This is a genomic window from Paraburkholderia sp. EG286A (assembly GCF_040965375.1).
GTDB lineage: Bacteria > Pseudomonadota > Gammaproteobacteria > Burkholderiales > Burkholderiaceae > Paraburkholderia.
Genome location: NZ_JBFRCB010000004.1, coordinates 321141 through 344784, shown reverse-complemented (window position 1 = coordinate 344784; position 23644 = coordinate 321141). Strand labels below are relative to the sequence as shown.

At 65.3% G+C, this 23644-nt stretch carries 22 protein-coding genes; 7 read left to right on the top strand and 15 right to left on the bottom strand.

Going from position 1 to position 23644, the window contains the following annotated elements; all coding sequences use genetic code 11:
* Nucleotides 1-13: 13 nt before the first annotated feature.
* The 7 genes from deoC to AB4Y35_RS20410 all read right to left on the bottom strand — a co-directional run bounded on the left by deoC (nt 14) and on the right by AB4Y35_RS20410 (nt 6655).
* Nucleotides 14-1027: a deoxyribose-phosphate aldolase gene (deoC, locus tag AB4Y35_RS20440; RefSeq protein WP_368705672.1), complete on the bottom strand. Its 1014-nt coding sequence runs from the start codon at nt 1025-1027 to the stop codon at nt 14-16.
* Nucleotides 1028-1228: 201 nt separating this feature from the next.
* Nucleotides 1229-1675: an N-acetyltransferase family protein gene (locus AB4Y35_RS20435; RefSeq protein ID WP_368705671.1), complete on the bottom strand. Its 447-nt coding sequence runs from the start codon at nt 1673-1675 to the stop codon at nt 1229-1231.
* Nucleotides 1676-2395 carry a GNAT family N-acetyltransferase gene (locus tag AB4Y35_RS20430; RefSeq protein ID WP_368705670.1) on the bottom strand — a complete coding sequence of 240 codons (720 nt, stop codon included), beginning with the start codon at nt 2393-2395 and terminating at the stop codon, nt 1676-1678.
* A 197-nt stretch (nt 2396-2592) separates the two neighbouring features.
* On the bottom strand, nt 2593-3873 hold the full coding sequence (locus AB4Y35_RS20425) for an MFS transporter (RefSeq protein WP_368705669.1): 1281 nt from the start codon (nt 3871-3873) through the stop codon (nt 2593-2595).
* 2 nt (nt 3874-3875) lie between these two features.
* A complete protein-coding gene (locus AB4Y35_RS20420) occupies nt 3876-4382 on the bottom strand; it encodes a flavin reductase (RefSeq protein WP_368687303.1) in 507 nt (168 codons plus the stop codon).
* 64 nt (nt 4383-4446) lie between these two features.
* The gene (locus AB4Y35_RS20415; RefSeq protein ID WP_368705668.1) at nt 4447-5820 is read right to left on the bottom strand and encodes an LLM class flavin-dependent oxidoreductase; all 1374 of its coding nucleotides are present in this window, start codon (nt 5818-5820) and stop codon (nt 4447-4449) included.
* 229 nt (nt 5821-6049) lie between these two features.
* A complete protein-coding gene (locus tag AB4Y35_RS20410) occupies nt 6050-6655 on the bottom strand; it encodes a helix-turn-helix transcriptional regulator (protein ID WP_368705667.1) in 606 nt (201 codons plus the stop codon).
* A gap of 159 nt (nt 6656-6814) precedes the next feature.
* Between AB4Y35_RS20410 and AB4Y35_RS20405 the strand changes: the two genes are divergently transcribed.
* From AB4Y35_RS20405 to AB4Y35_RS20385, 5 genes are all read left to right on the top strand, one after another.
* A complete protein-coding gene (locus AB4Y35_RS20405) occupies nt 6815-7819 on the top strand; it encodes a catalase family peroxidase (protein ID WP_368705666.1) in 1005 nt (334 codons plus the stop codon).
* A gap of 69 nt (nt 7820-7888) precedes the next feature.
* Nucleotides 7889-8125 (top strand): hexameric tyrosine-coordinated heme protein, encoded by a 237-nt coding sequence (locus AB4Y35_RS20400; RefSeq protein ID WP_368705665.1) that lies wholly within the window; start codon nt 7889-7891, stop codon nt 8123-8125.
* 87 nt (nt 8126-8212) lie between these two features.
* Entirely contained in the window at nt 8213-8605 is a 393-nt protein-coding gene (locus AB4Y35_RS20395) for a tautomerase family protein (RefSeq protein WP_368705664.1), read from the top strand.
* 112 nt (nt 8606-8717) lie between these two features.
* The gene (locus AB4Y35_RS20390) at nt 8718-9284 is read left to right on the top strand and encodes a helix-turn-helix domain-containing protein (protein ID WP_368705663.1); all 567 of its coding nucleotides are present in this window, start codon (nt 8718-8720) and stop codon (nt 9282-9284) included.
* Nucleotides 9285-9465: 181 nt separating this feature from the next.
* The gene (locus tag AB4Y35_RS20385; RefSeq protein ID WP_368705662.1) at nt 9466-9873 is read left to right on the top strand and encodes a VOC family protein; all 408 of its coding nucleotides are present in this window, start codon (nt 9466-9468) and stop codon (nt 9871-9873) included.
* 14 nt (nt 9874-9887) lie between these two features.
* On the opposite strand, the gene AB4Y35_RS20380 is transcribed toward AB4Y35_RS20385, so the two are convergent.
* From AB4Y35_RS20380 to AB4Y35_RS20370, 3 genes are all read right to left on the bottom strand, one after another.
* On the bottom strand, nt 9888-11126 hold the full coding sequence (locus AB4Y35_RS20380; protein ID WP_368705661.1) for an amidohydrolase family protein: 1239 nt from the start codon (nt 11124-11126) through the stop codon (nt 9888-9890).
* A gap of 24 nt (nt 11127-11150) precedes the next feature.
* Nucleotides 11151-12458, bottom strand: a complete 1308-nt coding sequence (locus AB4Y35_RS20375; protein WP_368705660.1) for an MFS transporter — start codon at nt 12456-12458, stop codon at nt 11151-11153.
* Between the two features lie 168 nt (nt 12459-12626).
* Nucleotides 12627-13535, bottom strand: a complete 909-nt coding sequence (locus AB4Y35_RS20370; RefSeq protein ID WP_368705659.1) for a LysR substrate-binding domain-containing protein — start codon at nt 13533-13535, stop codon at nt 12627-12629.
* A 154-nt stretch (nt 13536-13689) separates the two neighbouring features.
* Here AB4Y35_RS20370 and AB4Y35_RS20365 point away from each other — a divergent pair, with 154 nt between their 5' ends.
* Together AB4Y35_RS20365 and AB4Y35_RS20360 are read left to right on the top strand one after the other, a co-directional pair.
* Complete coding sequence (locus AB4Y35_RS20365) at nt 13690-16464, top strand: HAD-IC family P-type ATPase (protein ID WP_368705658.1); 2775 nt, start codon at nt 13690-13692, stop codon at nt 16462-16464.
* 39 nt (nt 16465-16503) lie between these two features.
* Nucleotides 16504-18246 (top strand): Na/Pi cotransporter family protein, encoded by a 1743-nt coding sequence (locus AB4Y35_RS20360; RefSeq protein ID WP_368705657.1) that lies wholly within the window; start codon nt 16504-16506, stop codon nt 18244-18246.
* A gap of 31 nt (nt 18247-18277) precedes the next feature.
* Here AB4Y35_RS20360 and AB4Y35_RS20355 read toward each other — a convergent pair whose 3' ends face one another.
* From AB4Y35_RS20355 to AB4Y35_RS20335, 5 genes are all read right to left on the bottom strand, one after another.
* Nucleotides 18278-19798 carry an ATP-binding cassette domain-containing protein gene (locus tag AB4Y35_RS20355; protein WP_368705656.1) on the bottom strand — a complete coding sequence of 507 codons (1521 nt, stop codon included), beginning with the start codon at nt 19796-19798 and terminating at the stop codon, nt 18278-18280.
* Nucleotides 19795-20721, bottom strand: a complete 927-nt coding sequence (locus AB4Y35_RS20350) for a branched-chain amino acid ABC transporter permease (protein ID WP_368687316.1) — start codon at nt 20719-20721, stop codon at nt 19795-19797. Before AB4Y35_RS20350 ends, AB4Y35_RS20355 begins: the two co-directional genes overlap by 4 nt.
* A gap of 22 nt (nt 20722-20743) precedes the next feature.
* Entirely contained in the window at nt 20744-21619 is an 876-nt protein-coding gene (locus tag AB4Y35_RS20345) for a branched-chain amino acid ABC transporter permease (RefSeq protein WP_368687317.1), read from the bottom strand.
* Nucleotides 21620-21710: 91 nt separating this feature from the next.
* Nucleotides 21711-22973: an ABC transporter substrate-binding protein gene (locus AB4Y35_RS20340; protein ID WP_368706121.1), complete on the bottom strand. Its 1263-nt coding sequence runs from the start codon at nt 22971-22973 to the stop codon at nt 21711-21713.
* A gap of 227 nt (nt 22974-23200) precedes the next feature.
* Nucleotides 23201-23608 (bottom strand): GFA family protein, encoded by a 408-nt coding sequence (locus tag AB4Y35_RS20335; protein ID WP_368705655.1) that lies wholly within the window; start codon nt 23606-23608, stop codon nt 23201-23203.
* Between the last annotated feature and the right edge of the window lie 36 nt (nt 23609-23644).

Sequence of the window (23644 nt, the reverse complement as noted above, 5' to 3'; positions counted from 1 at the left end):
CGGTATGGTCTGCTCAGGCTACGGGGTGGCGGTGGAAGGCGGAATAGCGGCCGCTCACATGGTGTTCGAGCTGGCGCTCGATGTCGGCGAGCAGGCTCGAAGCGCCGAAGCGGAACAGCTCGGGCTCGAGCCAGGGCCGCCCCAGCTCTTCCTTCATGAGGATCTGGTACGCAAGCGCGGTCTTGGCGTTCGATACGCCGCCCGCGGGCTTGAAGCCCACCAGCGCGCCAGTGCGCTCGCGGTACTCGCGGATCATGCGCACCATCACGAGCGAAACGTCGAGCGTGGCGTTGACCCCCTCCTTGCCCGTGGACGTCTTGATGAAGTCCGCGCCCGCCATCATGCAAACCATCGACGCGCGGGCGATGTTCGACAGCACGCGAATGTCGCCCGTGGCGAGAATCGCCTTCAGATGTGCGTCGCCGCAGGCCGCGCGAAACTCGCGCACTTCCTCGTAGAGCGCGCGCCAGTTGCCGGTGAGCACGTGCTCGCGCGTGACGACGATGTCGATTTCCTCGGCGCCGTCCTTAACGGAGGCCTCGATTTCCTTGAGCTTCAGCGCGTGCGGGTTCAAGCCCGCCGGGAAGCCGGTGGAGACGGCCGCGACGGGAATGCCGCTGCCCGCCAGCGCGTCCACGGCTGCCGCGACGAAGCGGTGGTACACGCACACCGCACCTGTCGTGATGGCGTCGGGTGCGAAGCCGAGCGCCGCGAGCAGGTCGGCGCGCACGGGGTGGCGCGCCTTCGTGCACAGGCGGCGCACGCGGCCTTCGGTGTCGTCGCCGTTGAGCGTGGTGAGATCGATGCAGGTGATGGCCTTCAGGAGCCACGCGGCCTGCGCGTCCTTCTTGACCGCGCGGCGCGTGCCGAGCGTGGCCGTGCGCCGCTCGACGGCGGACTGGTTGACGCGCAGGGCGTCGATCCACCCCGCGTCGAACGCCACGCCGGCGTTGCGCGCGACATGCGCAGCATGCTGGGCGGGCGCGCCGCGCAGCACGACGAGCGAGTTCATTGAGGCTTCTGACATAGGCTGGGTGGCGAATTTGTGCAATGCACATCAAACCGTGGTGGTTTATTCGCACTCATCCTATACCGATGAAATGATCGTGACAATACTCGTTACAATCCTATCTATCGGGCTCGGGACGTGGGAACGCCGGCCCGCGCGTTCGGCTTGCGCCCGAGGCCTGCGTTTGCGCGCACGCGCGCGCCTCATCCTGAGAGTGGTTTAGAACTGCAACCGATAGCGTACGAAATCGTCGGCTTGCGCGAATTCGTCGTAGAGCTTGCGCGCGGGGTTGTCCTCGCGCGTATGCCAGTAAAGACGCGACCATGCGCGCGAACGCGCCAGTGCGATGAGGTCTTCGATGAGCCGCCTGCCTATACCCTGGCCACGGCAAGCGGGATCGACGAACAGGTCTTCGAGGTAACAAATGGTTGCATCGACCCATGTGCCTTCATGCAGCACACAAAGGCTGAATCCCAACAGTCGTCCCTCGACTTCGGCGACGCGCGCGAACACCGGCGCGTTCGGATCGAGCATGCGCTGCCAGGTGCGCTCGCTGATGTGCGGCGCGACGCTCGTCTCGTAGAACGCGTTGTAGCCCGCCCAAAGATCGAACCACGCGTCGCGGTCGGTGGCCGCGACGTCGCGGATAAGGATCGCCCCGGACATTCAGGAGGCTGCCGCTTCTCTCAAGCTCGCAAGCGACGCGCGCTGCTGGCCTTGCGCGTCGAAGTTCTCTTTCGAGAGCCACTCCTCGAACGCGCCTTTCACGAGCGGCCAGTCCTGGTCGATGATCGCGAACCACGCCGTGTCGCGGTTGCGGCCCTTGTACACGATCGCCTGGCGGAAAATGCCCTCGAACTGGAAGCCCAGACGCAGCGCCGTCTTGCGCGACGGCGCGTTGAGGCTGTCGCATTTCCATTCGTAGCGCCGGTAGCCGAGGTCGTCGAACACGTAGCGCATCAGCAGGTACTGCGCCTCGGTGGAAAGCGGCGTTTGCTTCAGGCGCGGCGAAAACGTCACGCTGCCCACTTCGATCACGCCATGCACCGGCTCGATGCGCATGAGCGCGAACGTGCCCACGGCCTTCCCGCTCGCGCGGTCGATCACGGCGTAGTGGAACGGGTCGGTCGAAGCCGCGGCTTTCGCAAGGTATTCGCGAAACGCGGCAAAGTCGGTAAACGGCTCGGCGAACAGGTAGGTCCAGTCGCGCCCGTCGGCCGCCGTGCCGTAGGCTTCGAAGAGATCGGCGGCGTGGCGGTCGAGGTCGATCGGCTCGATACGGCAGAACTGGCCCTCGATCGTCACACGCGCAGGCCGTTCGCGTGGCTGCCAGCCGGTGACCGGGTCGCCAATGGGCTGCTGGAATTCGTTCAGTCTTGCTGACATGCGTGACAAGCTCCTCGTGCGCGGGACGTAACCAATATCCGCGTTAAGTTACCGCATGTCGTGGTTCTGTGGAAAGGTCCACGAACGGCAGGGCGCGTGGAACCACGCAGCGCGCTCGCAGGCACATCGCGTCGCGCACTTTTGATTGTTCAGTTTTCCTCTGCTTTTCGATTCCCGCGCACCGGGACCCTTGCGGATCACCGACGCCCGCCAGCAAGCCTCACCGCATCGGGATGCCGCCGCAACCGCAGCATCGCCACACAGCCGAGCGCCGGCCCCACGGCCAGCATGCCGAAGCCGCCCCGCCATCCCAGCCACGCCACCGCGTACGGCACGAGATGAATGCTCACGAGCGTGAGCAGAAAACCCGCGCAGGTTTGCGCGGTCAGCAGCGTGCCGACCGAGTCCGGATCGGCCAGTTCGGCCACGCTCGCCGAAAACTGCGCGGAATCGGCGATCACCGAGACGCCCCACACGAGCGCGACCGCGCCCATTACGACGAGCGGCGCGTGAGCCAGCCAGCCCATCAGCGCGGCACAGGTTGCGCTCGTCGCCATCGCGCCGACCGTGACGGCCGTGCGCCCCACGCGGTCCGCCAGCACGCCGCCGAGCCACGCGCCCATCGCGCCGATCGCGATCACGCTGAAGGTCATCCATTCCGCGCGCGTGCGGGCGTTGGCCATGCCGCGCGCGACGAACGTTTGCTGCAGGAACAGCGCGAGCCACGCCCACATCGCGTAAAGCTCCCACATGTGGCCGAGGTAGCCGAGATTGGCGAGCCGCAAGGCGGGCCGCCGCCACGCCTGCGCGACCTTCGCAACGTCGATGCGCGTGGCGCGCCGGATATTCGGCCCGATGCCCGCAAAGCCGATCAGCACCGCGGCACACGCCGCGCAAGCCGCGGCGACGCCATAGATCGTGCGCCAGCCGAGCCCGCCTGTGGCCGCCAGCAGATGGGGGCTTGCCGAGCCGAGCGTGAGCGCACCCACGAGCAGGCCGACGAGCAGACCGAGATCGCCTTGCGCCCAGGTGGCCGCGAGCCGCATGCCGACGGGATACACGCCCGCCATGCACATGCCGGTGACGAACCGCAGCGCGACCACCGCGCCGCCAACCGGCGGCAGGAACGCGAGCGAGGCCGTGGCCACGGCCGCCACGAGCGCGGAACCCGCGAGCAGCCGGCGCAGATCGTAGCGGTCGGGCAGCGAAAGCAATGCGGACGTGATGGTGCCGGCCACGAAGCCGCACTGCACGGCGCTCGTGAGCAAGGCTTCGTCGAACGCGGCAATGGCGTGCGCCTGCTTGATGAGGACCACCACGGTGCTCGACGAAAACCACACGCCCATCGCCGCCACCTGCGCGAGGAGCAGCAACGCGAGCGAGGCGGCCTTGCCGCGTTGCGCCGTGCCAAGCCCTGGCGGCCCCGTTTCGTCCGACGAACGGGAACCGGCAGCGCCTCGGGAAGGCGTGCGCGCCACGCTCAGGCCGCCGCTGCCGCGTGCGCCTGTGCGAGCACGCGATGAAACGCGCGGCCGAACCAGATCAGCCCGTCGCGCCCGCCCACCATGCGCGCCGCCTTGATCTCACAGAAGAACACCGTGTGCGTGCCGACTTCGGTCGTGCGCGCGATGTGGCAATCGAACGAACTCACGGCGCCGCGCAGCGCGGGCGCGCCCGTTTCGAGCCGATACCATTCGGCGAGCGCGAAACGTTCGTCCATGTCGATGTCTTTCGTGGCGAAACGCGTGGCCACCTCGCGCTGGTCGGCGGCCAGCACGTTCACGCAGAGCCGCCCGTTCGCGCGCAGGATCGCGTTGTTGCGGCTCGTGCGATTGATGCAGACGAGCAGCGTGGGGGGCTCGTCCGTCACGCCGCACACGGCGGACGCCGTGCAGCCGGCGCGCCCGGCGTCGCCGTCGGTCGTGACGATGTTCACGGCGGCGCCAAGACCGGACATGGCGTCGCGAAAGAGGGATTTGTCTACCATATTCTTGCCCGCTTGCCGCGGTCTCCTCGTAGCGGGAATTCAGTGCCCGATTTTCATGCGTCGCTCATGCCTCGTTCACGCGCGCGCCGCGATACTGCGCTGCCGCGTGCGAGGCCGGCAGGCGCGCGCCGCCGGAGAGCTTCTCGCGCAGGGTGCCCTCACGATACGCGCTTTTATAGGCGCCGCGCGTTTGCAGTTCGGGCACCAGCAGTTCGACCACGTCGTCGAAGCATTCCGGCACCACCGTGCGCGAGAGATTGAAGCCATCCACGCCGGCCGTTTCGCTCCACTCGATCAAGGTTTGCGCGATGCGCTCGGCCGATCCCACCCACGGCGCCTGGCGGCTGCCGAGGACCATCTGCTCGAGCAGCTTGCGGCGCGTCCATTGCGGCCCGGCGCTGCGCGCCATGGCTTCGACGTTGGACACGATCGCCTGGCTCTTGCCCACCTCGATAGGCTCGTCGAGGTCGTAACGCGCGAAGTCGATGCCAAGCGACGCCGCCGCGTGCGCGAGCGCCGCTTCCGAGCTCACGTAGCGCCGGTACTCGTCGAACTTCTCGTGCGCTTCGCTATCCGTGCGTCCGACGATCAGCGTCGCGCCCAGAAAGACCTTCACGTCGTCGGCCGCGCGCCCGAGCTGCACGGCCTGCGCCCGAATGTCCCCGACGATCTCCTTCACGCCTTCCATCTTCTGACCATTGATGAACACGCACTCGGCGTGCGTCGCGGCAAAACGCCTGCCGCGCGTGGACGATCCCGCCTGGTAGAGCACCGGCGTGCGCTGCGGCGACGGCGCGCATAGATGCATCGCATCCACCTTGTATTGCGGCCCGCGATGATGAATCATCCGCACGCGCGCGGGGTCGGCATAGATGCCGCCGGCGCGATCGTTGACGACGGCGTCGTCGTCCCAGCTGCCTTCCCAGAGCTTGTAGACGAGCGCCATGTATTCGTCGGCCAGATCGTAGCGGTCGTCGTGAGCGTTCTGGCCGTCCATGCCGATGGCGCGGGCCGCGCTGTCGAGATAGCCCGTCACGATGTTCCAGCCGATGCGCCCGCCCGTGAGATGGTCGAGCGTGGACATGCGCCGCGCGAACAGAAACGGCTGTTCATACGTGAGATTGGCCGTCACGCCGAAGCCCAGATGCTGCGTCACCGCGGCCATGGCGGGGATGACGAGCGTGGGATCGTTCACGGGCACCTGCACCGCGCCGCGCAGCGCGGCGTCGGCATTGCCGCCGTAGACGTCGTACACGCCGACGACATCCGCGAAGAAAATGCCGTCGAAGAGGCCCCGTTCGAGCGTCTTCGCATAGTCGGTCCAGTACTGGAGTTCCGTGTAGCGGTTCGACTGGTCGCGCGGATGGGTCCACAGGCCCTGCTGAATGTGGCCCACGCAGTTCATGTCGAAAGCGTTCAGACGGATTTCACGCGGCATGTCGGCTCCTTTTTGGGCGCGCTCGATGCCATCTACTATAGTAGACGAACGGATACTAATGAAACCTGGGATTGATCCGGTGTTGCCGCGAAGGACTCAGGTGAACTTACCTTGCCGGGTTCACTGGATGTGATGGCACCCATCACGGATCGTCATTTGTCCCGGTCGACCGGGTGGCGTATGTTTGCCGGGACGAAGCGTTGACGCTGGCGCGTGCAGCGTGGTCCCGTTATTTTCTGGCGATGCGATATTGGCAGATGAGGCGGCCTTCGCGTAAGCAGTGCTCGCTGACCGGGCGGCCGGTCGCCTCGGAAAAATACGCTGCGAGCGCTCGACATACGCATGGCGTTTCGCGCACCGCACCCGCGACCGGGCAGCTGTAGTTGCGGACCATGATTGCATCGCCGTCGGGGACCGCTTCTGTGTGCGCGCCGAGCGCGTCGACGACTGCCATGGCGTCGGCCAGATTCGTCTTGAAGTCGCGTGATGCGGGCAGGCCGTTCTCGCGCGCAAGGCGGCGGCCCGTTTCCGTGAGGATTGCCTCGAGTTCACGGTCGTCGAAGCGATCCTTGAGTGTCGCGAGGAGGCCGAGCAGGAACCCCGGGTACGCGCTCGACGATGCATCTTCACTGCCCGGCGCGGCCTCGTAGAGGACTGCCGGTTTTCCCGGCGTCCCGGTTTGCAGCGATTTACGCCGTTGCACGAGTCCCTCCGCTTCCAGCTGCTTCAACTGCATGTTGATCGCCGTGCGCGTCACGGCCAGCCGTTCGCAGAGCTGGACGACAGTCAACGGTTCTCGTTGCAGCGCGCGCAAGACGTCGTTCTTGGTAGTCACGGGAAAGAGGTATGGATCAGCAGGCGTAGCGGGCGATTATAGCCTCGCCCAGGACGGGACCATATTAACCATAATGACATATATAATTGTCATTATTGTCGATATCAACTAGACTTGCGCTGTCTCGCCCAGCCCACATCCAACCGAAGAGTCCCCAGCATGAACCGATCCGTGCCCCGTTTTTCGTTAGCGATCCTGTTAGCCCTGTCGACGGGGCAAGCCGCGACTGCCCAGACAGCGGCATCCCCGCCCGCTCAAAAGTCGACTCCGGTGCAACTCGTCGACGCCCTGAATGGTGTATTCGGCAAGCATCCGGACGCGCGGGCGGTGCATGCGAAAGGCATCGTGCTCGAAGGCACCTTCACCCCCAGCGCGGCCGCGCCGGGGGTGAGCAAGGCACCGCATTTCCAGACCGCGGTTCCGGTCGTCGTGCGGTTTTCGAACTTCGCCGGCATCCCGGATATCGCCGACGACCATCCTCTCGCGTCGCCGCGCGGCATGGCCATCAAGTTCAAGCTGCCGGACGGCAGCGACACCGATATCGTCGCGCACTCGTTCAACGGATTTCCTTCCGCGACGGCCGACGATTTTCGCGATCTTCTGATTGCCCTCGGAACGAGTGGCCCGAACACACCGAAGCCGACTCCGCTGGACGCCTATCTGGGCAGCCACCCGGTGGCAAAGGCATTCCTCACCGCCCGCAAGCCATTCCCGCGCAGCTATGCGTCGCTGCCCTACTTCGGGGTCAACACGTTCAGGTTCATTGATTCGAAGGGCGTCGTGACGTACGGGCGCTATCAGATCGTGCCGGTTGGCGGCGAACACTACCTGGCGGATGCCGACGCAGCAAAGAAGGCGCCGGATTACCTGCAGTCGGAAATCCGCCAGCGCGTATCGCGTGCGCCGGCGCGGTTCCGTCTCGTTCTGCAGATCGCTCGAGCGGGCGACAAGCTCGACGATCCGTCAGTAGCGTGGTCGAGCGCGCATCGCACCGTGGAACTGGGCACGATCTCGATCACGAAAGCGGTGGCGGACAATCAGGCGGCCCAACGTAGCCTGCTGTTCCTTCCCAACGCCTTGCCGCCCGGCATTGAAGTGGAAGATCCGATGATCAATGCGCGTTCCGCTGCCTACCCGGTCTCGTTCGCCCGCCGCCAGCAATAAACGCCAACGCCGAAATTTGGTACTCGACTACGATTCATTTCGCCATCCTGAACAGATAGGTCCGTCACGATGAATATCACACTGGTTCCCGGCAATACGCTCATCACCGCAACACCGGAAGAAGGGCGCCAACTCGCCGTCAAGATGGCGCGGTTAGTGATCAAGACAACCCAGCCGGATGAGGCTATCCGGGAGAACCTGCGTGACGTGTATGCGAACGACGCGAGCATGCTGCTTCAGGTCGGGCACATCGTGGCGGCTGAGTTCGCCACGATTGCCGCAGCCAATCGCTACTGGCGCGAATAACCCGCTTCAACCCGAATCCCGGCACTCCAGGTCCGGCGGGCTGACGGAGTGCCACCCTGACGCTGTCCCACTCAAGGAGAAGTTCACATGCCAATGCTCAAATTCGACATCATCGAGGGCCGCACCGACGCACAGGTGCGTGCGCTCCTGGACGCCGCCCACGAGGCCATGGTGCAGGCCTTCGACGTACCCGTTACCGATCGCTACCAGAGCGTCACGCAGCATCGTCCTGGCGAGCTGGTGGTGGACGACACCGGACTCGGGTACACGCGATCGAGAGACGTCATCTTGCTGACGGCCGTGAGCCGCAAGCGCACCGAGCCGCAAAAGGTCGAGTTCTATCGCCTGCTCGTCGAAAAGCTGCAAGCCCAATGCGGCATTTCGCCGGACGACGTCATCGTGTCGATCGTCGAGAACGACGACGCGGACTGGTCCTTCGGCCGCGGGCGCGCGCAGTTCATCACCCGGGAACTGACATAGCCTCATGAGATCGGGGCTGCCGCAGTAAAACTGCGGCAGCAGTCGCGCAGCAGAGAGAAGCCAATCTCCATGTCACAGCGATACACCGCAAGCCGGCCCGTATAATCGGCTCATGAACCGACCGCTCACCGACCCCACTCCCGCCATTTCCACGCGCGTGCGCATCGAGCGCGAATCGCGCGGCTGGTCGCTCGCGGACATGGCCGAGCGCTCGGGCGTTTCCAAAGCGATGATCAGCAAGATCGAACGCGGCGAAGCGAGCCCCACCGCTACCGTGCTCGGCCGGCTTTCGGGCGCCTTTGGCCTGCAGCTCTCCATGCTGCTCGCGCTCGCCGAGCAAACCGGCGAGCGTTTGAGCCGCGCCGCCGATCAGCAGATCTGGCAAGACCCCGAAACCGGCTATACGCGCCGGGCCGTCTCGCCGCGCAACGGCGGCATGCTCGACCTCGTGGAGATCGCGTTGCCGGGCGGGGTTCGCGTTGCGTATCCGGCGTCGGCGTTCACGTTCCAGCATCAGCAGATCTGGGTGCGCAGCGGCAAGCTGGTATTCGAGGAAGGCGAACAGGTCCACACGCTCGAAGCCGGCGACTGCCTGCAACTCGGGCCGCCGGCCGACTGCGCGTTCTTCAATCCGGGCAAGGGCCCGTGCGTGTACGTCGTGGCACTCGTGCGCCGCTGAATGCGAGTACGCGCCGCCGCGGCGGCACTCCTGCATCGTTGAATCGGCTATCGCACAGGCGTTTTGCGCGCATGGCGCGTGCATGCCCAATGCGAGTAGCCGAATGTGAGCATTTGCTTATATTCTGAAGTCCTCAGGCGGTAACGGCACAGGGCCGCCGCCACACCATGAGAGACCGACGATGCATGACGTGATTCAAGCCATGAAGCTCAATCACCTGAGCTTCCCCTCTTCCGATACCGCCGCAACGGCGGCCTTCTTCGAGCGCCACCTGGGATTCACCATAGCGGGAACGTGGGAGCAGTCGTATATCCTCAAGCGCCCCGGCTACGACGTGGTGATCGACCATGCAAGCGGCGACGCGCCGGCATGGCCAAGGAATTTCCACGTGGGCTTCGAACTGCCGAGCCTCGACGCCGTGCGCGACCTGTTCGAACGCTTCACGGCAGACGGCGTCCAGATGGAAACCGGCATTTTCAACAATGGCCGCGGGTCGCGCTTTTTCTGCCGCGCGCCGGGCGGCGTCATGTTCGAAATGAATACTCGCGTGGACGCCGCGCCTGAATATCGCGGCACGTTCGACAACTGAATGAGGGTGGGCGCTCAGCCCTCCACCCGCGCCTTCACGATCTTCCCTCGCTGCAGCACGTATTCGATCCGCTCGCCCTCGCCGGCCACCACGCCGATGTCGGCGAGCGGATTGCCATCGAGCACGACCACGTCGGCAATTGCACCTGCTGCGATCACGCCCAGTTCGCCCTTCCTGTTCACGATTTCCGCAGCCACGCTCGTTGCCGAGCGCAGCGCCTCGAGGTTGCCGAGCACTTCCGCGCGAATGCGGAACTCGCCGGTCTGGAACGCGTGCATCTCGCCGAGCAGGTCGGACCCGAACCCCATCTGCACGCCAGCCTTCGCGTAGATCTCGAGCGATTCGCGCCCCTTCTGCTGCACGGAAGCCACCTTCGCCACCGAATCCGGCGGCAGCCCGAACTGCGCGCCGTGCGCGGCCAGCGCGTCGTAGGTCACGAGTGTCGGCACGACGAACGTGCCGAACTCGCGCATCAACTGCGCCGCCGCTTCGTCCACGAGGTTGCCGTGCTCGATCGTGCGCACGCCGCAGCGCACCGCACGCGCGATGGCGCGGCCCGTATAGGCGTGCGCCATCACATAGGTGTTCGCCGCTTCGGCCTCCGCCACGATGGCGCGAATTTCATCTTCGGAGTACTGCGTATTGTCGATGGGGTCCGTCGGCGAGGCCACACCGCCCGACGCCATGATCTTGATCTGCGTGGCGCCCTTCTGGATCTCCTCGCGCACGGCAAGGCGCACCGCATCCACGCCATCCACCACACGCGCGATCGCCCCCGTGCGGAAGCAGCACGAGCACGGTTCGAGCAAATCGCCGCGCGGACGAAAATCGCCGTGACCGCCCGTTTGCGAGAGCGCCTTGCCCGAGGGGAAAATGCGCGGCCCGCGAACCAGGCCCGTTTCCACGGCCTGCATCAGGCTCCAGTCGGCGCCGCCCGCGTCGCGCACGCTCGTGAAGCCGCGCGAGAGCATGGCGTCGAGAATCGGCAGCGAGCGGATGGCCGCAAGGATGTTGGGCTGCGTGGCGTTGGCGCCGAGATTCGCATTCGAGGCCAGCACGTGCACGTGGCAGTCGATCAAGCCCGGCATGACGGTCTTGCCGCGCACGTTGACCACGTTCGCGTTCGGCAGGTCGACGGGGCGATCGGTCACCTCCACGATGCGCTCGTCTTCAATCACGACGTGATGATGTTCGAGCAGCACGCCGCGCTCGAGATCGAGTACGTTGCCGCCTTTAAGGACAGTAATGGTCATTGTCTGGATTCCTGATAGAGTCGTTCAGTTCGTGCGCCGCACTTCTTTCACGAAGAAGGTGCCGACCAGGCTGATTGCGGCCGCGACGATCACGTAGAGCGCGGGCGCCATGTTGCTGCCGGTACGCGCGATGAGCCAGGTGATCAGGAACGGCGCGAAGCCGCCGAAGATCGTGACCGCGAAGTTGTAGGCCACCGAAAGGCCGGTCGAGAGCACCTTGGTCGGGAACAGCTCCGAGAAGGCGGCGAGAATCGGTCCCGTGTAGGCGGCGATCAGCACGCCGAACACAGCCTGAAACACGATGAGCGAGGCGAAGCCGGGCGCGCGGTTGATCCACGCGAACATGGGCCAGGCCAGCACGAGAATCAGCAACGCGGCGCCGCTCAGGAACACGCGCCGGCCCCACGCATCCGCCAGCTTGCCCACGATCGGCGCGCCGCACATGATCATCAGGCCGCCCATCATGCCCGCGGAAAAGCCCGTCGATTGCGGCAGATGCAGCGTGCGCACCGAATAAGTCGGCATGTAGAACAGCAGCACGTAAGTGCAGACCGTCCAGAGAATGACCATCGAGAAGCTCGCGAAGGTCTCGCGCGGGTAGCGCTCGAACACTTCCTTGAGGGGCGAATTGTCTTTCGCCTGCGCTTCCACGGCGCTGAACGCGGGCGTTTCGTCGATCTGGCTGCGGATATAGTAGCCCACCGGACCCACGAGAATGCCGATCAGAAACGGCAGCCGCCAGCCCCAGCTATGCAGCGATTGCGCATCGAGCGACGCCGTGACGAACGTGCCCGTGGCAGCGCCCAGCAGCACCGCGAAGCCGATGCTCGACTGGATCCAGCTCGAATAGTAAGCGCGCTTGCCCGGCGGCGCGTACTCGGTGAGGAACGCCGTCGCCCCGCCCATCTCGCCGCCCGCCGAGAAACCCTGCAGCAGGCGCGCAAGCACGATCAGCAACGGCGCGGCAATGCCCGCCTGCTCGTAGGTGGGCGCGAGCCCGATCAGCGCGGTGCCGAAGGCCATCAGCAGGATGGTGAGCGAGAGCGCTGCCTTGCGGCCCACCTTGTCGGCGTAGATGCCGAGCACGATGCCGCCCACCGGCCGCATGAAAAAGCCCACGCCGAAGGTCGCCACCGTGAGCAGCACGGAGGTCAGTTCGTTGCCGGTCGGAAAGAACAGCTTCGCGATGATCACGGCGAAGAAGCTGTACACCGTGAAGTCGAACCATTCGAGGCCGTTGCCCAATACCGTCGCAATGATCGCGCGGCGGCGCTGCTGCGCGGTCGTCGCGACAGCTTCATGCGCGACGCGAGGTGAAAGCGTTCCTTGCATGGTCTCTTCCTTGTCAGATTAATCGTCGCTGCGCGCCAACGACTACGCGCCCGGAGCTGTCTTACATGCTCCTCATGCTAATGACAGCCCGATTAATTTCTGAAACGAAAGATTCGCATGCATGCATGCGCTGGGCGCATGCGAGGCGCCTGAGCGCCGCCTGGTCCTTCACACTGCCGTTTGCCTCTCCACCTGCTCGAACAGCCAGCGCGTGAATAGACGCGCCGCCTGGTTCTGCGCGCGGTCGTTGGGCGAGATCACGTAGTAGCCGCCTCCGTGGCTCGCCGAGCTTTCGCCCACGCGCACGAGCAAACCGTCTTCGATGCACGCGTCGATCATGTAGCGCCAGCCGAGCGCCACGCCCTGGCCGAGTATGGCGAGCTGCACGAGTTGCGGATAGTGGTTGATCGTGATGCCCTGCGGGGTCTTCGGCATCGTCATGCCGTTAAGGTCGAACCATTCGGGCCACGACATCCACTGGCGCTGGCCGTCTTCGAGCAGCAGCAGCGTTTCGGCCGCCAGATCGGCAGGCGCGAGCGCGCGTCCCGCGAGATAGCCGGGCGAGCAAACGGGAAACACCTCTTCGTTGAAGAGGCGGCGCGCGGTGAAATGCGTGGGCGCCTGCTGGCGCACGTAATACACGCCGACGTCGAACTCCGCGGGCGACATCGTGGCAAGCCCGTCACGCACGATCAGGCGCAGCTTGATGTTGGGATACGCCGCGCGGAATGCCGGCAGGCGCGGCGTGAGCCACAGCACCGCCACGCCCGACGAGCACGCAATGGTCAGTTCGAGGTCGCCGTAGTGCTTCATCACGTCGAAGGTGGCTTCGGCACATTGCGTGAGGAGCCGTTGCACCTGGGCCGCGTATTGTTCGCCGGCTATCGTGAGGCGCAGCGAGCGGTGCTCGCGCACGAACAGCGAGCGGCCGAGAAACTCTTCGAGTTGCTGGATCTGGCGGCTGATCGCGCTTTGCGTGAGGTGCAGTTCGGCGGCCGCGCGCGTGAAGCTGGCGTGACGCACGGCGGCTTCGAACGCGACGAGGCAGGGCAGCGGAGGCAGAGGCGTGATGCGCATGGAATGACTCGGGCGGGTCGTGTCAGGGAGATGTTGCCATACATCTCACGGCGGCAGCCTCCAGCAAAAACGGCACGCGCACCAGGTTGCGCGTGCCTGCCGCGAAAAAAACTTACTATTGCGTTGAATCTCTGCGCAACCAAGGGGGGCGAAGATGAGTTCTGCCGGGAGTGGGGCTAGCGGTGCGGGCGCAGTGCAATGGCACGCCATGCCCGCCGCCGAGATCGAGCGCCAGCTCAACGTGAATCCGTCGCAAGGGCTCGACGTGGCGGACGCCGCACAGCGCCTCGGCACCTATGGGCCGAACGTCCTGCCCCAGGGCAAGAAAAGCGGCCCCTTCGTGCGGTTCCTCGCCCAGTTCAACAACGTGCTCATCTACGTGCTGCTCGCGGCGGGCTTCATCAAGCTGATGCTGAGCCTGTGGCTCGACGCCTCGATCATCTTCGCGGTGGTCATCCTCAACTCGTTGCTGGGTTTCCTGCAGGAAGGGCGCGCCGAGAAAGCACTCGACTCGATTCGCAACATGCTCTCCGCGGAAGCGCGCGTGCTGCGCGCGGGCGAGGTGCGCCTCGTCCCCTCCGACGAGGTCGTGCCCGGCGACATCGTGCTGCTGGAATCGGGCGACAAGATCCCCGCGGACATCCGCCTCGTGGAGGCGCGGAACCTGCGCACGGAGGAGGCGGCGCTCACCGGCGAATCCGTGCCTGCGGAGAAGAACACCGGCGCGGTGCCGGCGCAGGCCACCGTGGGCGACCGCGAGAATATGGCCTTTTCCGGGACGATGGTCCTCTCGGGCCGCGCCACCGGCATCGTCGTGGCGACGGGCAGCCAGACGGAGCTTGGCCGCATCAACCAGATGCTGGCCGAGGTCAGCGCGCTGGAAACGCCGCTGCTACGCCAGATCAAGAAGTTTGGATACGTCATTACGATCGCCATCGGCATCATCAGCGTGCTGCTGTTCGCATGGGGCCACTGGCTCGGCCACATGACCTTCATCCAGTTGTTCCAGGCCGTGGTGGGCATCGCGGTCTCGGTGATCCCGGAAGGGCTGCCGGCGCTCATCACCATCACGCTCGCCATCGGCGTGCAGCGCATGGCGAGGCGCAACGCCATCATCCGCCGCCTGCCCGCGGTCGAGACGCTGGGGTCCGTCTCGCGCATCTGCTCGGACAAGACCGGCACGCTCACCCTCATGGAGATGATGGTGACCTCGGTCGTGACGGCCGACGCGCCCTATGAAGTGACCGGCGACGGCTACGCCCCCGAAGGCGAAGTCCGCGCGGGCGGCAAGGCGCTCGGCGCCGAGCGGCCGGAGGTGCTCACGCTCATGGGCCGCGTATCCATGCTGTGCAATGACGCCGGCCTCTTCGAAGAAGACGGCAAATGGAAAGTGGAAGGCGACCCGACCGAGGGCGCGCTCTACCCGTTCGCCGGCAAGCTCGGCATGGACCGCGCTGCGGAAGCCGCCGCCGCGCCGCGCATCGACGGCATTCCGTTCGAGTCCGAACACAAGTTCATGGCCACGCTGAACCGCTCGGCGCAAGGCGAGATGCTGCTCGTGAAGGGCGCGCCGGAAGTGATCATCGAAAATTGCGATCGCCAGCAAACGGCAAGCGGCCCCGCGCCGCTCGACCGCGAGCGCTTCGCGCGCGAAGGCGAGCGGCTCGCCTCGCAGGGCGAACGCGTGCTGGCGCTCGCGTGGCTGCCCGATCCCGGCCTCGAAGTGGGCAACCTCGGCCCCGAGGACCTGCCGAAGACGCTCGTGCTGCTCGGTCTCGTGGGTCTCATGGACCCGCCGCGCAAGGAGGCGATCGACGCGGTGCGCGAATGCCACGGCGGCGGTATCCGCGTGACGATGATCACGGGCGACCACAAGGTCACGGCCGCCGCGATCGCGGGCATGCTCGGCATCGGCGACGGCAAGACGGCCGTGGCCGGCACCGAGATCGAGGCGATGAACGACGCCGCCTTGCAGGAATGCGTGCGCGACGTGGACGTATTCGCGCGCGCGAGCCCCGAGCACAAGCTGCGGCTCGTGAAGGCGATCCAGGCCAACCGGCAGGTGGTCGCCATGACGGGCGACGGCGTGAACGATGCGCCCGCGCTCAAGAAGGCCGATATCGGCGTGGCGATGGGCATCAAGGGCACCGAAGTCACGAAGGAAGCCGCCGGCATGATCCTCGCCGACGACAATTTCGCCTCGATCTCGGCGGCGGTGAAGGAAGGACGCACGGTCTACAACAACATCGAAAAGGCCATGCTCTTCATGCTGCCCACCAATATCGCCCAGGGCGCCGTGATTGCCATCGCGATCCTGTTCGGCTTCGTGCTGCCGATCACCGCGCCGCAGGTGCTGTGGGTGAACATGGTCACGTCCGTCGCGCTCGGCCTCGTCATTTCCTTCGAGCCTCACGAGGACGACGTGATGCAGCGCCCGCCGCGCTCGATCGACCGTCCTATCGTCACACCATTCGGCGTGTGGCGCATTCTCTTCGTCGGCGCCACGCTCGTGCTCTATACGCTCGCCGCATTCTTCTGGATGAAGTCGCAGGGCGCGGCGGACTCGATGGCGCGCACGGCCGCCGTCAACGCCATCACGCTGGGACAGGTCTTCTATCTGCTCAACAGCCGCTCGCTGATCAATTCGGCGCTATCGGTACGCGCGCACATGGGCAACCCGTATCTCTGGTACGGCATTGGTGCGGTCGTCGTGCTGCAGATCCTGTTCACCTATACGCTGCCCTTTCACGCCGTGTTCAATACCGAGTCCCTGCCGCTCTCGGCCTGGCTCTGGCTCGTGGCGGGCGCGATCCTGTTCTTCCTCGTGGTGGAGCTGGAGAAGCTCGTCATTCGTTCGATACCGGCGCTGAAGAAGTCCGTGAGCCCGCAACAGCGCGGCGCGCCAACAAGGCAGTACCATGACGCGTAGAATCGTTTCGTCCCGTCTCGAGAGCGAGGGCCCAATGCCATGCTGACTGGTGCGAACCTGAACCTGGTCGAGGTGACCGGATTGCTGGTGGGCGGGCTCGCCCTGTTCCTGTTCGGGCTGGATCTGATGACGAGCGCACTCAAAACGATTGCCGGCGCGCGCCTGCAATCGCTGCTGGGTTCGCTCACCGCCAACCGGTTTCGCGGCGTGCTGGCGGGCGCCGGCATTACGGCGCTGCTGAATTCGTCGACCATCACCACGGTGCTGCTGGTGGGCTTCGTTTCCGCGCGGCTCATGACGCTGATGCAGTCCATCCCGATGATCATGGGCGCCAATATCGGCTCGACGCTCACTGCGCAGATCATCGCGTTCAATATCTCCGCGCTCACGCCGTTCATGCTCGGCGGCGGCTTCCTGCTCTATGGCTTCGCGAAGCGCGAAACGCTGCGCGAACTGGGCGGCGCGCTGCTCGGCCTCGGCCTGCTGTTTCTCGGCATCGAAATGATGGGCAACGCGACCCGGCCCCTGCGCGATTACCAGCCGTTCATCGACGCGATGCAGAACATGCGCAATCCGCTCATCGGCATCGTGATCGGCGCGGTGTTCACGGCGGTCGTGCAGAGTTCTGCGGCCACGCTCGCGATCGTGATCGCGCTCGGCAGCCAGGGGTTGATTCCGCTCGAATCGGGCATTGCGCTGATACTCGGCGCCAATGTGGGCACCTGTGGCACGGCGCTGCTCGCTTCAATCGGCAAATCGGCGGAGGCGGCGCAAGTCGGTATCGTTCACCTGATCTTCAACGTGCTCGGGGTGCTGTTCTTCGCCTTCGTGATTCCGCAGTTCGCCGATTTCGTACGCATGATCTCCCCTTCCGCGCCCGAACTGACCGGCACGGCCCGCCTTGCCGCGGAAACGCCGCGCCAGGCCGCCAATGCACACACGGTGTTCAGCGTGTTCAGCACCCTCGTGCTGATCTGGTTTACCGGGCCGATCGCGAAGATCGCCGAACGCCTGGCCCCGGCGCGCCGCGAAGGGTGGCAGGACCCCGGCGTGCCGCGCTACCTCGATGAAACGCTGGTCGAAATGCCGGCGCTCGCCATTGCCCGCGTGCAACTCGAACTGGCTTCGCTCGGCAAGCTCGTGCAGACAGTCGTCGAGCAAAGCGCCATGCTCCTCGTGGAAAGCTCAACGCAGGCGCTTTCCACGGTGACCAACGAGGACAAGTCGGCGGACTCGCTCAGCACCGCCATTCTCACCTATATCGGCAAGCTCTCCGACGCCGTGCAAAGCGACGACGAAGGCCGGCAAGTGGTGGATCTCGCGCGAATTGCGACCTGCCTCGACGCCATCCGCGAAGTGGCCACCACGAGCATGCTCGCGCTAAGCCAGAGGCGCGCCGCGCAAAGCGCGGACGTGACCCTGTTGGCGAGCAACCCCGAGCTGGTGCAATTTGCCAGGTCCGTCATCGAGCATTTCACGCTCGCCGTGCAGATGATCGCGCACCCGGAGGCCGACGTGGTGACTCGCATCGTCAACGCCAAGCCGGAAATCGAAGCCCAGTCCGACTCGGCGCGGCAGCACATCATGTCCGCGCTGCAGCTGCGCAACGAGGGCGCGGCGTTCCTTTTCCGCTTCGCCAACGACGTGATCGAGCAGTTGAACGAGGTGGCGCGGCTTTCCCGTGCCATCGCCAAGGCCACGCGGTGGCTGCACGACGTGAAAGTGCTGGAACCTGAAAGCGCAGAGTCCGTGGCCGAGACCGAGGCAGAAGCTCAGGCATGAAGACACGGCACGCGCGTACTGCGCGTGGCCTTCAACGCGTTGCACCCGAGGTCAGTGCATGAGGAACGGTCGTGGGCACCGCTTCGAGAAAGCCGCGCCCCATCTCCGCCTCGAAACGCGAAGCGCTCCCCTCCCAGACGATGCGCGCATGCTCCAGCACATAAACGCGGTCCGCGTGCGGCAGGGCGAAGCGAACGTTCTGCTCGCCCAGCAGCACCGTAATGGGCGTGGACTGCTGCAGCGCATCGAGCGCTTTCGAAAGCTGTTCGAGGATCACGGGCGCGAGCCCGAGCGTCGGTTCGTCGAGTATCAGCAGCCTGGGCTGGGGCATGAGCGCACGCGCAATGGCCAGCATTTGCTGCTCGCCGCCCGAGAGCGTGCGCGCGGTTTGGCCCTGGCGCGACTTGAGGATCGGAAAGAGGTCGTAGAGCCACGTGAGCTGCTTCTTGCGCACGTCGTCCGATAGATGATAGCCGCCGAGTTCGAGATTCTCGCGCACCGTCATGTCGCCGAACAACTCGCGCGTTTCCGGGCATTGCACGAGGCCCGCGCGCGACACGGCCGCGCCGCTCATGCCCTTCAGGTCGCGGCCGTCGAAGCGGATCGTCCCCTTGTACGGCAGCAAACCCGAGAGCGCGTTGAAGAGCGTGGTCTTGCCCGCGCCGTTGAGGCCAACCACCGATACGAACTCGCCCTCGCGCACGTTGAGGCTCACGCCGTCGAGCGCGCATGCCTTGCCGTACAGCACGCGCAAGTCCGAAACCTCCAGGATGGCGCGCTTCGCCTCGCCCGCGACGCTCGAGCGCTGACGCAGCTCCAGTTTGCTGCCCAGATACACGCGGCGCACCGTTTCGTTTTGCATCACCTCTTCGGCCGTGCCTTCGGCAACGTGCTCGCCAAGGTACATGGCGAGCACGCGGTCGGCGAGCGCTGATAGGCTCTTGACGTTGTGATCGACCAGCAGCACCGCGCGGCCCTCCGCGCGAAAACCGCGGATCAGCTCGGAGAATGCCTCCGATTCCGCAACCGTGAGTCCTGCGAAGGGCTCATCGACGAGCACGACCTGCGGGTCGCGCGCAATCGCTTTCGCCATTTCCATGCGGCGCAAGTCCGCGAACGGCAGTGTGGCAGGATGCCGGTGCATGACGGCGGCCAGACCCACGCGCGCGGCAATTTCCTGCGCGCGCTGATGCACATGCGGCTCGGCCGCGAGCTTGACGAGCGAGTCCGGCAGCAGCGCGAGCTTGATGTGCTCCAGCACCGTTTGCCGATGCAGGGGGCGCGAGTGCTGGAACACGATGCCCACGCCCGCGCGTGCGATGCGATGCGGCGCCCAGCCGGCCATCTCCACGCCGTTCACCTTGACCGAGCCCGCGTTGGGCCGCTCGATGCCCATGATGAGCTTCATCACGGTCGACTTGCCGGACCCGTTGGGTCCGATCAGGCCCAGGATCTCGCCGGGCCGGATGTCGAAGCCAATGTCCTTCACCGCGACCAGACCGCCAAAGCGCTTGGTCAGCCCGCGAACGGAGAGCAGCGGCGTGTCGTTCATTGGCGTTCCCTCGTCCGTAGCAGGTTGCCGAGCAAACCGTCCGGAAAGAACAGCAGCGCCGCCAGCGCCACCGCCGCGACAACGAACGTGTTGAGCTGGCCGAGCGGGCGCAGGAACTCGCCGGCCACGATCAGGAAGATCGATCCGAGCACGGCGCCGAGTATCGTGCGGCGCCCGCCGAGCACGGCCGCGATGATGATCTGCACGCCGACGCTCAGGTCCACCACCGTGCTCACGGATGCCGTGCCTTGATAGAACACCAGCATCGCGCCCGCCACGCCCGAAAACACGGCGCTGATGCAAAAGGCCACGAGCTTGTGCCGCGTGACGTTGAAGCCCAGCGCCTGCGCGCCGGTGGCGTCCTGGCCGCTCGCCTGCAGGATGAGGCCGATGGCCGAGCGGGAGAGGCCGAACAGCAGGATCGCGCAAACCACCAGAAACGCGAGCGCGATCCAGTAGTTGTGGTTGGCGTCGACGGACATCACGTCGGGCACCATCATGCCGATCTCGCCGCCCGTCACGCCCGCGAAAATCACGATGGCGTTCTGCAGCAGCAGCACGGCCACGAGCGTGACGAGGCCGAAGTACGGACCGCGCAGCCGCAGCGCGGGCACCGCGAGCAGCAGGCCGCCCAGCAGCGCGAAGAGGCCGCCCGCGATCACGCAGACAGGAATCGGCAGTCCCCAGTGGGCATCGATGATCGCCGCCGAATAGGCGCCGAGGCCGATCAGGAACGTCGGGCCGAAATTGACCTCGCCGGCAAAGCCGAACAGCAGATCCCACGACATCGCGAATACGCCGAAGTAGTACGCGACCGTGAGCACGCCGAGGATGTACCCCGACATCCACCACGGCAGCGTGGCCGCCGCGACGGCGAGCAACACGGCCACCCACACCCCACGCGAACGAAGAAGACCGGACATGTCGAGTGCTCCCTTCGCTCGGTTAGCGACGGCCCAGGAAGCCCTGGGGCCGCACGTACACGACGAGCACCAGCAGCAGCAGCGCGGGCAGCGGCCGCAGCGTCGGCGCAACGAGATACGCGGTGACGGTCTCCAGATAGCCGACCACATACGCGGCCATCAACGACCCGGAAACGCTGCCGAGCCCGCCCAGCACGACGATGGAGAACGCGCTCGCCGTGAGCTGCCCGGCGTTGTTCGTGCTCACGCCGAGGAACGACGCGAGCAGCACGCCCGCAATGCCCGCCAGCACGCCGTAGATGGTCCACGCGAGCAGATAGATGCGCGAGAGTTCGAAGCCGAGCAGCGTGAGACCGCGCGGATTCATCGAGGCGGCGAGCAGCGCCTTGCCCGCGCGCGTGCGATTCACGAACAGCCAGAGGAGGCCGATCACGGCCCAGCAGACCACGGCGATCATGATCTCGTTGAACGGCACGCGCACGCTGCCGATCATCGCCACGCCGCTGATGAGCGGGCGCATCGTCACCGGGTTGTCGGTGAAGAGCCAGGCCATGCCCTGCTGGATCATGATGCCCCACAGCAAGGTGCCGGTGAGCACGAAGATTTCCTTCTCTTCGCCCGGAATGGCGGCGGAACGCTGGATCGGCCGCACCACCATCAGGTAGGTGACATAGGCCGCGATGAGACCGGCGACCACGCCCAGCAGCGTGCCGAGATAGGTGCCGAGGCCCGCTTCGCCCGCGAGCATCCAGCCCATCAGCGCCGCGACGAGCATCACGCCGCCATGTGCGAGATTCAAGATGCCGGAGACGCCGAAAATCAGCGTGAAGCCGATGGCGCCGAGCGCGTAGAGCGAGCTGATGGCAAAGCCGTCGATGAGGATCTGCAGGAGCAGCATGTCCGGCCTTTCAGGTGGGTTGGCGTGTCGCAACATGCGCCGTGCGGCCCATCGTCAAACGAAGGGCCGCACGGCGCGACGCACTGCGAAGCTAGTTCGCGGCCTGCTGGATCTTGATGAAGGTCGGGAACTTGACCTTGCCGTTCGCAACAGACTTGGGCCAGATCGCGATCTGCTTGCCGTCCTGCCATTGCAGGTTGATGCCGGTGATGTAGCCCGGGCCGTACTTGAGCGCGTGCGTGAACTGGTCGTCCTTGCCGTAGAACTGCCAGCGCCCGATCGTGCCGACGTAATCCGTCTTCTCGAGCGCGGCGACCATCTGGTCCGGATCGGTCGAGCCCTTGTTGCGCTTGATCGCATCCGCGAGGATGTACACGAGGTCATAGGTCGAGAAGCCGCAATACGCGGGCGATACGCCGAACTTCTTCTGATACGCATCCGCGAAGGGCACCGTTTTCGGCGTGATCGCCACGCCCGGCGCCGCGGCGGAAGCCGTGATCACGCCCTCCGTCGCGCCGTTCGTGTCCTTCCAGAAGCTCGTGGTCGTGGCCTGCGAGCTTTGGCCCGACATCGGGATCGGCACCTGCTGATCGTGCCATTGCACCGTCGGCTGCACGCCCACGTGGCTGATGCCCGTGGTGATCGTATCGGGGTGCCTGGCCTCGATCTGGTTGAAAATTGGTGTGAAGTCCGAAGTATCCGGATTGAAGCGGATATGATCGACCACCTTGAGCCCGGCCTTGGGCAGGCATTCCATGAAGCGCTCGTCGAGCGGCTTGGTCCATGCCGCGTCCTCGCTCATCACGACCGTCGACTTCATCTTGAACTGGCCGACGAGAATATCGTGCGAGAAATCGCAGATCGACTGCGCGATGAACGCCGACGTCATCCAGCCGTGGAACGTGTACTTGTAGTGGTCGTAGTCGTCGTGGACGTGCTTCGAAATATCGTTGCTCGCGGCGCCCGGCGTGATAAAGGGCATTTTCAGGCGCGCCGACCAGGGCTCCATGGCGAGCGCCACTTCGCTGATATAGCTGCCGATCACGGCAACCACCTTGTCCTGGGTCGCGGCGCGCTGGAACGCGCGCACGCCGTCCGAGGCCGACGAGTGGTCGTCGTACGCGATGATCTGGATGGGCCGGCCATCCACGCCGCCGCTCGCGTTGATCTCGTCCGCGGCGAGCTGCGCCGCCTTGCTGATCGAAGCGCCCGCCACCGCGGACTCCTCGCTGATCACGCCGATCTTGATCGGCTCACCCGCGGCATGCGCACCGGCCGCGAGGCCCAGCCCTGCCGCCACCATACCCGTCGCCGCTACGCGATGAAGGTTTCGCCACACGCCGTTACTGGACATCATGCATCTCCGATTCGCCAGGATCGTTGAGGAACATCTGCCCACTACATTGCTGCTTTGAAGAATGTGCCCACAACAGTATCACCAGCCTTTACGCGCTCAATCGGGAAAAACGATGACAGGTAACATACGGATAATGCGCTGATTTCATGGTGCAAAGCGGCAAAAATGCGGCCTCGCTGCGCCGCCGGCAGCAAGCGCGAGCCGCCGGAAAACGGCTCAGGACGTCATGGGCTGCGTGGAAAGCGCGCGGCCCCTGCAAAGGGTTCGAGCCATTGCACTGCACGATCCGTATAGATCTCGCTTTGCGGAGACGGCAAGCCTTCCAGGCTATCGAGCGTGCCGGCCTTCACGAGCACGACGCCGGGCATGCCGGAGACCTGGGTCATGACCGGCGAGCCGCAATTGGTGCAGAAGTGACGATACGAGGGCTGGCCACTATCGCCCGTGTCCAGAAAGGCCTTCGTTTCGCCCTGCTGCTCGTAGTCGGCTTCCTTGATGAAGAGGTTGAAGGAGAACAGGCTCCCGCCCTGCTTCTGGCAATGCCTGCAATGGCATATTGCACAACCCACGGGTTCGGCCTTCAACACGTAACGCACGGCCCCGCACAGGCAGCCACCTTGTCGTTCCATCATGATTCGTTATCCGTACTATTGACGATTGGCCGGGCC